Source organism: Actinoplanes sp. NPDC051411, assembly GCF_040682075.1.
In the GTDB taxonomy this organism is placed as follows: domain Bacteria; phylum Actinomycetota; class Actinomycetes; order Mycobacteriales; family Micromonosporaceae; genus Actinoplanes.
The window spans coordinates 24,913-34,972 of record NZ_JBFBAD010000103.1 but is presented as its reverse complement, the minus strand read 5'-3'; the positions used below and the strand labels follow the sequence as shown (position 1 = coordinate 34,972).

Below are 10,060 nucleotides of genomic sequence, written 5' to 3'. Positions count from 1 at the left end.
TTTTAACCTAACTCCAAAGCCGACGGCGGGCCCCACCCCATCTAGACCCGGGAGTGGGGGGGCCCCCCGCCCGCCCGGGGCCCCCGCTGGTCATGTGCCGGTTCGAGCTGGGGCGGGGATTACTCCGCGGCCGGCTTGGCGGCCTTCTTGCGGGGCTTCGGCGTGGCCTGGGCCGCCTCGACCGCCTTCGGCGCCTCGGTGGTGGTCAGGTCGGCGTTGACCACGTCGGCCGCGTCGACCACGCCGCTGCCGACCACGCGCTCGCCGCGCGCGACCAGGGCGGTATAGACGGCGACCGCGCGGTCCTGGGCGATCTGGGCGAAGGTGGTGGCGACGCTGGCCGCGTTGCCCCGCAGCGCGTCGAAGTCGGTGGTCGCGGCCCGCTCGCGCAGCTCGGAGGCCTTGGTGCCGGCCTGCTCGTTGGCGGTGCGCAGGGAGGCGGCGGCCCGCTCGCTGATCTGGTTGACCACCGCGGGCAGCTTGCGCAGCTGCCGGTAGGCCAGGTCACCGGCGCCGGCGGCGGCGTAGAGCGGGGCGGGGAAACGGGTCTTGGTCTGCTCGGTCATTTCGACTCCTCGGGATTGTCAGTGGTCTCGTCGGCTGTGCGCCGGTTTTCGTTGCGGAACGTCTCGTAGATCTGCGACAGCGACTGCTTCTGCGCGATCGTCAGGTCGGGGTCGACGGCGATCGCGGCCAGCACCCCCTGCTGGCCCTCGCCGTCGAGCAGACCGGCCCGCAGGTACATCGCGGGCGTCGACACCCGCAGCGCACTGGCGATCTGCTGCAACACCTCAGCGCTCGGCTTGCGCAGGCCACGCTCGATCTGGCTGAGGTACGGATTGCTCACGCCCGCCCGGTCGGCGAGCTGCCGGAGCGAGATCTTGGCGGTCTGCCGCAGGTCTTTGATGAAACCGCCGATGTCCTGGGGCAGGTCTTTGGGCGTGGCCATACACCGAAACTAGCTCGCCCTGCTTGCTCCTGCAAGCGGAATGCTAACTGTAGCTAGCGTGAAGCCTGTCACCCGGAGAGACCTCAGGGTCACCGTACGGGTCGCACCTCGCCGACCTCTTCGTCGCCGCCGGTGATCGGGCTCCGGAGAGCCGGCGGCATGGCCCCGAGCTCCCGCAACGCGTCGAGCAGGACCGGCGTACGCGCCCGCGCCGCCCCGTCGTCAATCTTGATCGCGACCGCTCCGACGCCCGGCAACGCGGCCGCCACGACACCCTCGGCCCCGGCCTTGACCAGCAGACCGGGCACGCCACCCATGAGCACCGTGTCGTCGCCGCCGGTGCCGGCCACCAGCTCGGGATGCGCCCGCATCTGGTCGGCGACCAGCCGCTCCGGGGTGCCCGGCGCCGCGTCGACCAACCGCTGGAACGACCGGGCCAGCGCGGTCAGCGAGAACCCGAAGACCGGCGCGCCGCAGCCGTCCACCCCGACCGCCGCGATCGGCTCGCCGACCAGGTCGGTGACCGCCTCGGCGAGCGCCACCTGGAGCGGGTGCTTGGGGTCGCGGTAGGAGTCCAGCGGCCAGTCGTTGGCGACGCAGGTGGCGAGCATGCCGGCGTGCTTGCCCGAGCAGTTCATCAGGACGCGCTCGGGGCCACCGCCGGACCGCAGCCAGTCGTTGCGGGCCTCCTCGTGCAGCGGCAGGCCGCGGGCACACATCAGCGAGCTCTCGTCGAGGCCGGCCGCGGCCAGGATCTCGCGTACGCGCTGGATGTGGAACGGCTCGCCGAAGTGGCTGCCGCTGATCAGGGCCAGGTCGGCCGGTTCGCGCGGGACCAGGCCGGCCCGCAGCATGCCGACGGCCTGCAGCGGCTTGTTGGACGAGCGCGGGAAGATCGGGCTGGTCACGTCGCCGCGGCTGCGGCCTCCGTTCACCGCGACTGAACCGTGGTGCACGCTCTCCACAAAACCCGACCGGACAACCTCGGCAACGATCATCGGGTCGGCACCCCTAGCAGGTCGCGGGTCTCGGCGGCGGTCAGTGGTGGGCGCTGGGCCAGCTGGGCGAAGCCGACCGCCCGGGCCACCAGCTGCATGTTGGACTCCACCGGACGGCCCTTCGCATAAGTGACTGTGTCTTCCAGGCCGACCCGCAGGTGACCGCCGGCCGAAAGCGACGCGAGCATGACCGGGATCGTGGTGCGGCCGATGCCGGTCGCCGAGAACGTGGTGCCCTCGGGCAGGTCGCGGATCGCCTGCTCGCACGCGACCAGGGCGGCCGCGGTGCCGGGCATCCCGCCCGGCACGCCCATCACCAGGTCGCAGTGCACGTGGCCGCCGGCCGGCAGCCCGTACTTGCCGAGCAGGCGCTGCAGCGTGGTGAGCTGGCCCAGGTCGAAGATCTCGTATTCCGGCACGACACCGCGCTCCTGCATGCGGGTGTGCAGGTCGACGATGAACTCCCAGCGGTTCATGAACACGCCGTCACCGAAGTTGACCGTGCCCATCGTGCAGGACGCCATCTCGGGTCCGCAGTCGAGCACGGCCAGCCGGTCGGCCTCCGGGTCGGTCACCGCGCCGCCCGACGAGAGCTGCACGATCAGGTCGGTGCTCTCGCGCAGCGCGTCCACCGTCGCCCGCAGCCGGCCCTGGTCGAGGGTCGGCTCGGCGTCCGCGCCCCGGATGTGCACGTGAATGATCGCGGCGCCCAGCGCCTCACATTCCTTGGCCGTCGAGACGAGCTCGTCGAGCGTCACGGGCAGGACGGGTACGTCCGCCTTACTGCTCTCGGCGCCGGTCGGAGCAACGGTGATCACGGTCCCGGTCATGGCGTGAACGTTAGTTCAGGACGGGTCGATCGCGACTGCCGACTCCCCGACACTGAGCGGAGCGTCGTCGGCCACGTTGCGCTTGAGCACGGCCAGGGCGACCAGGCCCAGCTCGTGGTGCCGCACGGCGGTGCCGATGAAACCGACCTCACGCCCGCCCGACACGACCGGGGTGCCCTGGGCCGGCGGCTGGTCGGTGGCGATGCCGTCGAAGTGCAGCAGAACCAGGCGGCGGGGCGGCCGGCCCAGGTGGTGCACGCGGGCCACCGTCTCCTGACCGCGGTAGCAGCCCTTGTCGAGGTGCACGGCGGCGGCGACCAGCTCGGCCTCGGCCGGGATCGTGCGGTGGTCGGTCTCCCAGCCCAGCCGCGGCCGGCGGTGCTCGACCCGGATCGCCTCGTAGGCCAGCAGGCCGGCGAGCGGAACGCCCAGCTGCTCGATCACCGCGGTCTTGGCTTCCCGCGGGACGAGCAGATCGACCCCCGAAGGCACCCGGCGGGCCAGGCCGCCGTGGAACGGGGCCGCCGCGTACAACGAAGTGGGCTCGGAGGGCACCGTGCCGGAAGCGAATTTCGGACCGGGAACCGCGCCGAGCCGCGGCGCGGCGAGGCCGGGGAAGAGATCGGCCGCACCCGGGCCGACCAGCGAGAGCACCGCGATCTCGCCGGACGCGTCGCGCGGCTCGACCCGGGTGAAGAAGCGCATCATCTCGAGATATTTCAGGAGGCCCGCGCCGGCCCCGGGCTCGGTGTCGAGCCAGGCCGTGGTGCCGTCCTCGGTCACGTAGGCGTGCTGCTCGACGTGGCCGTGCGGCGACAGGACCAGCAGCTCACTGCCCTGGTCTTTGCCCAGGTCGGACAGGTGCTGGCTGGTCAGGGTGTGCAGCCAGCCGGCGCGCTCGTCGCCCGGAACCGCGATCACGTCGCGGTTGGAGCGGTCGACCAGGCCGACCGCGGTGGCGAGGGTGCGCTGCTCGCGCATCGGGTCGCCGTAGTGAGCGGGAACGCCCGCGTCGGCCGACGTGGGATCGAGATCCTCGACCATGACCACGGTCATCTCACAGCTCCTTACAGTCCCCGCAGACACCGAACAGGGACACATGGCCGACATCGACCCGGAAGCCCCGCTCGGTCAGCAGCCGGTCGGTCACCGGTCGCATCACACTCGGGTCTACCTCACTGATCGAGCCGCATCCACGGCAGACGAGGTGAACGTGCTGATCCTCACCCGCGGTGTGATAGGTCGGAGAGCCGTGCGACAGGTGGGTGTGATTGACCAGGCCCAGCTCCTCGAGCAGCTCGAGGGTGCGATAGACCGTGGTGATGTTGACGCCCGCGACCCGCTCGCGCACGGCCGTGTGCACCTGCTCGGGCGTGGCGTGACCCAGCCCGTGCACCGCTTCGAGAATCAGCTGGCGCTGCGGGGTGAGCCGCAGGCCGCGCTCCCGGAGCATGGCGGCAAGTGAAGTGGCGGACACACTGAAAGGTTACGCTCCGGCGGTGTCCGACCGCTTGCTCGTATCGGCCGCCGAGCTGTTCGGGGACGGCGTGTTCGAAACGGTGCACCTGCGGCCGTCCGGGCCCTGGCTGCTCGGCGCGCATCTCGACCGGCTGGCCCGCTCCGCCGCCCTGCTCGACCTGGCGCTGCCGCCGTCTCTCACCGAACAGATCGGATCGCCGGCCGCCGACCCCGAGGGCGCCCTGCGGATCATGGCGACCCGGGAGTCACTGCACATCACGGTCTCTTCCATCGACCCGGCCGTGCGGCGCGAGCGACGCGAGGGAATCCGGCTGCTGAGCGCCGATCTCGGCGTCGCCGTCGACCGGCGACCGCCGTGGTCACTCGCGGCGGCCAAGTCACTCTCCTACGCGAGCAATTTCGCGGCGCGGCGCTGGGCGGGGCGACATGACGCCGACGACGTGGTCTGGCTCTCGAGCGAGGGGTACGTCCTGGAAGCCCCGACCGCCTCGATCGTCTGGCTGGCCGGTGACACGTTGGGCACGGTGCCGCCCTCGCAGGCGCCGATCCTGCCCGGCATCACCGCCGCCCACCTGCTCTCGCTGGCCGGGTCGGCCGGTCTTCGGGCCGCCGAGCGGATGGTGACGCTGCCGGAGCTGGCCTCAGCCGACGCGATCTGGCTCGCCTCGTCTCTGCGCGGCCTGGCCGAGGCGGTGTCACTCGACGGCGCGGCGCGCGCCCGCTCGCCGTGGACCGGGCGCCTCCAGGCGATGCTCGGCTTCCCTTAGCCGCCGATGCGGAGCAGCCGGGCCGACATGTGGGGGCGCAGGCCGCTGTCGTCGACCGCCTGCTCGTGCGCATAGAGCAGGGCCCCCTCGACGATGCCGAAGAGCCGGTGCCCGCCGGTCACGTGCAGGCCACCCGGCGTGTAGGCGATGGCGTCGGCCTCGATCTCGAGCCGGGTCGAGCCGATGGTCTTGCCGACGTAGATCTCGGCCACGCCCTCGGGGCTGATCATCGTGGCTTCCATCTCGTCGGTCGCCCGGCCGTCGTCGGTCAGCACCGGACGCCAGTAGCCCTGCTCGGCCTGCCAGTTGCCGAGCGGCTTGGAGTCGGCGTCGAGCAGCCAGGACCGCGCCTCGAACCGCAGGAACGGCCGGCCGTCGTGACTGATCCGGATCTCCTGGGCGAAGTCGTAGTCCTCGTCGGCCGGGAACCCGCCCTGCCCGCGACCACGCCACAGCCCGACGAACGGCAGCAGCCCGAGCAGGGCCGGATGCAGGTCGGGGCCGCTGCGCAGGTCGTGCGTGTCTTCGTAGGGGAAACGCTCGACCGGCGGCGCGTTGAGCCAGGGCGGCGGGCCCAGCGGATTTTCGTCGGTCACCAACGCCCCCTAGAAATGCGCACCGCCAGATAGCCCAAACCGCCCGCCATGCCGCCCAAACCGGCGACCAGCAGGCTCACGAACCCGATCTCCGTAACCATGACCGGCCCATCCTATGCTGGCCCCCATGGCACGCTTGCTGGTCGTCAAGGCAACCGCCGGCGCGGACGCTCCGGAGCGCTGTTCGCAGGCGTTCACGGTGGCGAGCACGGCCGCCGCGTCCGGGGTGGACGTCTCGTTCTGGCTGACCGGGGAGTCGACCTGGTTCGCGCTGCCCGGGCGGGCGGCCGAGTTCGAGCTGCCGCACGCCGCGCCCCTGCCCGACCTGCTCGAACTGCTGCTCGAGAACGGCCGGGTCACCGCCTGCACGCAGTGTGCGGTCCGGCGCGGCATCGGACCCGACGACGTGCTCGAGGGCATCCGCATCGCGGGCGCCGCCGTCTTCGTCGAGGAGATCATGGGCGACAGTGCCCAGGCGGTCGTCTACTGACGCTTGACCAGCCGCATCCCGACACCGGCCAGCGTCAGCGCGAAGCCGCCGACGATCAGCCAGAGCACGGCCGGTCCGGTGATCGGCAGCGAGCTGCTGCCACCGGACGCCGCCACGGTCAGGTCCAGCCGCAGCGCCCGCACGTTGCCGTCCCCGTCGACGCCGGCGGCCACGAACGAGTGAATGCCGGCCGGCAGGCCCGCGGGCACGGTCACCGACTGCTCGAACGCGCCCAGCCGGTCGGCCCGCACGGTCGCCAGCACCTGGGGCGACGAATAGATGGCGATGGTCACCGAGGAGTAGGGCGCGTAGCCGCCGCCCTTCACGACCAGGGCCTCGCCGGGCGAGGCCGACGAGATCGGGCCGTTCCCGGTGTCCAGCGGCAGGCTGGTCACGGGCGGGGTCGAGCTGACAACCGGTGCCGACGGCACCACACTGCCGGACGGACTCGAGGCCGGCGACGGGCCGCCGGCTGAGAGGGCGACAACGCTTACGGTGTACGCCGTCCCGGCCTCCGCCCCGATCACGCAGTCGGTGGCGCCGGGCCCGGCGGTGCAGCTGGCCGGCCCGGGCGAGGCGCCGGCCCGGTAGCCGGTGATCGCCACCCCGTTCGACGCGGGCGCCGACCACGACACCTTGATCGACGAGTAGCCGCCGGTCGCGGTGACCCTGGTCGGAGCGTTGGGAACTCCACCGGAGCTGCTGGGCGAGGCCGACGGCAGGCTGGTGGCCGGCGACGTCGTGGCCGTCGTTGTCGTGGGCGCTGAGGTGGCCGGCGTCGTGGGCGCCGATGTGGCCGTCGTCGTCGGAGCTGAAGTGGCCGTTGTCGTCGTGGACGCCGAGGTGACCGGCGTCGTGGGCACCGACGTGGCGGTCGTTGCCGGAGCCGTCGTTGCCGGAGCCGTCGTTGCCGGAGCCGTCGTTGCGGGTGCGCTGGTCGGAGCCGTCGTCGGCGTTGTCGTGATCGGCGCGGTGGTCGTCGCAGTGGTGACCGGTGCCGTAGTAGGCGCCGTCGTGACCGGCGTGGTCGCGGCCGAGCTCGTGGAGCAAGCACTCGGGGTCGCAGCGGGCGTCGTCGGCGCGGTTGTCGGCTGTGTCGCCGGGCTGGTCGACGTCGAACCAGCGGTCGGAGTTGTCGTCGGCTCGGTCGACGGAGCCGCCGACGACGGACAGACCACGTCGACCGCGTTCGCGTATCGCGTGCTCTGGACCGAATAGGCGACCACCCCGAGCACGATCATCACGAGGCCGACGACGATCGCCGACAGCGACACCTCCGGCCGCATCAGGTTTCTGTGCATCCCCCGGTACATCCGCGCCGCGTCCCCACCGTCGAGTCGAAATCAAACGCGACCCATCGGCGAGCCGCTCGCGGTTTCACGCTATGGCGGGCGGTTTTCGCCTACTCGGCTTTTGCGGAAGACGGCACAAACCATTGGCACCGCTATCAACTGTCGGCAATCACGCGCCAGTTGTGATCAGCCGTCCCGTTGTCGCTGAACTGCACCACGTTGGCCGAGTCGGCGGTCGACATCCGGTCGACGCCGAGCAGCTTGCCCGAGTTCTTGTTGCGGATCCGGACCCACCCGTCGCCGTTGTCGACCAGTTGCCACAGGTGGTCGGCCGTTCCGTTGTCCTCGAACTGCACCACCTGGGCCGAATCCGCGGTCGACATCTGGTCGACGCCGAGCAGCTTGCCCGAGTTGACGTTCTGAATTTTCAACCAGCCGTCGCCGTTGTCGAGGAGCCGCCACAGGTGGTCGGCCGTCCCGCTGTCCGCGAACTGCACGACCCGGGCGCTGTTGGCCAGCGACATCACGTCGACGCCGAGCACTTTGCCGCTGTTCTGGTTCTGGATTTTGTAGGCCAGGCTGGTGTCCTGCCACGGCGTTCCGGCGCCGATCGCCGGGAACGCCGTGATGCGCAGCCGGGCCGCGCCCATCGGAATCAGCGTGACGGTTTCGGCCGGCGACGTGGAGGGGGCCGGACTGTTCTGCAGTGTCGTCACGATCTGGTCGACATCGGCCTTCCAGTTCGGAATCTTCCGCGCCGGCGTCGTGATGCGAATGGGCGCGGTGGCCGGCGTGAACGGGTCGTTGACATTGCCGAGGCCGGTTGTGACGGCGAAGGACGAAGCCCCGTCGAGCCCGTAATTCCAGGCCGATCCGGGACGCACCTCGCGGGTCGGCCAGGTCGCGGTGCCGCCGGTCTGCGCCCAGTTCTCGGTGATCGCCAGGGAGAAGGTCAGGGCGCCGAAATCGACCGAGACCGCGTTGTGGCCGGCCGCCCATTTCCGGGCTTTCGCCTGCATCGGCAGGCGGAGAACGACGCGGTCACCGGTGGTCCAGGTCCGTGCGATTTTTCCGTACGCGGGCCCGCCGCCCACAGAAACAGCGGCCCCGTTCACGGCCATGGTCGGATTCGCGCACCACCCGGGAATCCGGAAGTAGAGGGGGAACGACAACGAGCGAGGGGTCGTGACCGTGTAGGTGATGGTGTCCGAGAACGGATAGCTCGTATCCGCCTTGATCGTCACGCTGGTCCCGTCGCCGACGCGGGCGGTGACCGTCGACGGCCCGTGCAGGGTCGCCGCCAGCCCACCGTCCGGTGTGGCCACCCACATCTCCTCGACGTAGTACGGCCAGCCCATCCCGTAGTTGTGCGGGCAGCACCGGTAGTTGTCGATGCCCAGCATGTACGCCTGCATCGCGAACCCGTTCTGGAACTGGGCCTGGCTGCCCGGCCGGTCGAGCAGCGCGATGCTGTTGGCACTCGTGACGTAGTGAATGCCGCGTTGGTGAGGGTCGAGCGCGGCCGGCAGCGAGTTGAACGCCAGCTGCTCGACCCGGTCCGACCAGATCGGGTCGCCGGTGATCCGGGTGAGGATCTCGTGGCTGGCCATGAACTCGACGATCCCGCACGTCTCGAAGCCCTGCCGGGGGTCGCCGAACCCGGGCCGCGCGTTCTCGTCCCCGGCGAACCCGCCGCCCGGGAACTGCCCGTACGCCCCCATGATCGAGTTGTAGTCGTTGTAGCTCGCCTGCCGGTGCGCCGCATCGCCGCTCAGGATCGAGTAGACGGCCGGCTCCCGGAACCCCTGCGCGAGGTTGACGTTGTGCAGTGACGGCAGGTTGTTGACATAGTTCGCCGAGTTCGCGTGAATCTTTCGGGCCAGGTCGAGCAGGAAGCTCTCGCCCGTACGGTTGAAGGTCCAGAAGACCACCTCGAGCGTGTCCGCCCAGCGCAGGCTTCCCCAGCTTTGATTGAAGGCGCTTGCGCCTTGGTTGTTGACGAACTGGAAGAAGCGCGAGAAGGCCGGCACGATGCGGGCGTCGCCGGTGTATTCGGCGTAGGACCGCAGGGCGTGGAGCATCGGCATGTGGGGCCAGAAGTCGGGGCCGCCGTTGAGGCTGGTGCGCAGCCCGGTCGGCCCGAACCAGCCGTCGGAGGCCTGGGTGGCGAGCACGCCGTTGACCCATTTGGTGGTCTCGGTCTGCACCCGGGAGTCGCCGGTCACGAAGCCGAGGCTGCTGAATCCCTTGAGCCAGTACGGCAGTTCCTCCCACCCGACGAGGTTGGGGTGGATCCAGCCGGTGTTGTCGTACTGCAGGAAGTGGGAGACCTCGGTCATCCGGCCGTTGAGGCCGTCCAGTTGATAGCCGAGTTGGGTCGCGAGCCAGCCGCCGGCCCGGGTCGAGCCGGGCGGGAGCCGCAGGAAGGCGTCCGGGTGCAGCGGCGCCCGGTTGACCACGTAGCCCGGCGCCGCCGCCTCGGCGGCGACGCCTCCGACCAGCGGCGAGGCCGCGACGGCCGCCGCTCCGACCAGCAGGGTACGACGTTCCACGGCAGGCCTCCCGCGTGCGCTTATGAGCGATTATGTGCGAGCCTTTGCGTTACAGAATGTTAATGCTCTAATTCATCTCTGTAAATGCGAAGGGCTGTTCGCCCGCG

At 70.6% G+C, this 10,060-nt stretch carries 12 protein-coding genes and 1 pseudogene; 3 read left to right on the top strand and 10 right to left on the bottom strand.

Annotation, left to right across the window (positions count from 1 at the left end; all coding sequences use genetic code 11):
• Positions 1-119 precede the first annotated feature (119 nt).
• From AB0M88_RS39355 to AB0M88_RS39330, 6 genes and pseudogenes are all read right to left on the bottom strand, one after another.
• A complete protein-coding gene (locus tag AB0M88_RS39355; RefSeq protein WP_364110939.1) occupies positions 120-566 on the bottom strand; it encodes a hypothetical protein in 447 nt (148 codons plus the stop codon).
• 23 nt (positions 567-589) lie between these two features.
• Positions 590-949, bottom strand: a pseudogene (locus AB0M88_RS39350) (helix-turn-helix transcriptional regulator); the annotation flags it as partial.
• A gap of 89 nt (positions 950-1,038) precedes the next feature.
• Entirely contained in the window at positions 1,039-1,947 is a 909-nt protein-coding gene (locus AB0M88_RS39345; protein ID WP_364110938.1) for an asparaginase, read from the bottom strand.
• Positions 1,944-2,777: a 3-keto-5-aminohexanoate cleavage protein gene (locus AB0M88_RS39340; protein ID WP_364110937.1), complete on the bottom strand. Its 834-nt coding sequence runs from the start codon at positions 2,775-2,777 to the stop codon at positions 1,944-1,946. Before AB0M88_RS39340 ends, AB0M88_RS39345 begins: the two co-directional genes overlap by 4 nt.
• A gap of 15 nt (positions 2,778-2,792) precedes the next feature.
• On the bottom strand, positions 2,793-3,833 hold the full coding sequence (locus tag AB0M88_RS39335; protein ID WP_364110936.1) for a folate-binding protein: 1,041 nt from the start codon (positions 3,831-3,833) through the stop codon (positions 2,793-2,795).
• Position 3,834: 1 nt separating this feature from the next.
• Positions 3,835-4,230 carry a Fur family transcriptional regulator gene (locus tag AB0M88_RS39330; protein WP_364110943.1) on the bottom strand — a complete coding sequence of 132 codons (396 nt, stop codon included), beginning with the start codon at positions 4,228-4,230 and terminating at the stop codon, positions 3,835-3,837.
• A gap of 46 nt (positions 4,231-4,276) precedes the next feature.
• On the opposite strand from AB0M88_RS39330, the gene AB0M88_RS39325 reads away from it, so the two are divergent.
• A complete protein-coding gene (locus AB0M88_RS39325) occupies positions 4,277-5,023 on the top strand; it encodes an aminotransferase class IV (protein ID WP_364110935.1) in 747 nt (248 codons plus the stop codon).
• Here the strand turns inward: AB0M88_RS39325 and AB0M88_RS39320 are convergent.
• Together AB0M88_RS39320 and mtfM are read right to left on the bottom strand one after the other, a co-directional pair.
• Positions 5,020-5,619 carry an FABP family protein gene (locus AB0M88_RS39320; protein ID WP_364110934.1) on the bottom strand — a complete coding sequence of 200 codons (600 nt, stop codon included), beginning with the start codon at positions 5,617-5,619 and terminating at the stop codon, positions 5,020-5,022. The genes AB0M88_RS39325 and AB0M88_RS39320 overlap by 4 nt on opposite strands.
• The gene (gene mtfM, locus AB0M88_RS39315) at positions 5,616-5,720 is read right to left on the bottom strand and encodes a small membrane protein MtfM (protein WP_364110933.1); all 105 of its coding nucleotides are present in this window, start codon (positions 5,718-5,720) and stop codon (positions 5,616-5,618) included. Before mtfM ends, AB0M88_RS39320 begins: the two co-directional genes overlap by 4 nt.
• A gap of 14 nt (positions 5,721-5,734) precedes the next feature.
• Here mtfM and AB0M88_RS39310 point away from each other — a divergent pair, with 14 nt between their 5' ends.
• Positions 5,735-6,109, top strand: a complete 375-nt coding sequence (locus AB0M88_RS39310) for a DsrE family protein (RefSeq protein WP_364110932.1) — start codon at positions 5,735-5,737, stop codon at positions 6,107-6,109.
• Here AB0M88_RS39310 and AB0M88_RS39305 read toward each other — a convergent pair.
• On the bottom strand, positions 6,103-6,744 hold the full coding sequence (locus AB0M88_RS39305) for a hypothetical protein (RefSeq protein ID WP_364110931.1): 642 nt from the start codon (positions 6,742-6,744) through the stop codon (positions 6,103-6,105). The two genes, AB0M88_RS39310 and AB0M88_RS39305, sit on opposite strands and share 7 nt — an antisense overlap.
• Positions 6,745-6,835: 91 nt before the next feature.
• Between AB0M88_RS39305 and AB0M88_RS39300 the strand changes: the two genes are divergently transcribed.
• Positions 6,836-7,327 (top strand): hypothetical protein, encoded by a 492-nt coding sequence (locus tag AB0M88_RS39300; RefSeq protein WP_364110930.1) that lies wholly within the window; start codon positions 6,836-6,838, stop codon positions 7,325-7,327.
• A 229-nt stretch (positions 7,328-7,556) separates the two neighbouring features.
• Here the strand turns inward: AB0M88_RS39300 and AB0M88_RS39295 are convergent, their stop codons facing one another.
• Positions 7,557-9,953: an RICIN domain-containing protein gene (locus tag AB0M88_RS39295; RefSeq protein WP_364110929.1), complete on the bottom strand. Its 2,397-nt coding sequence runs from the start codon at positions 9,951-9,953 to the stop codon at positions 7,557-7,559.
• Positions 9,954-10,060: the final 107 nt, after the last annotated feature.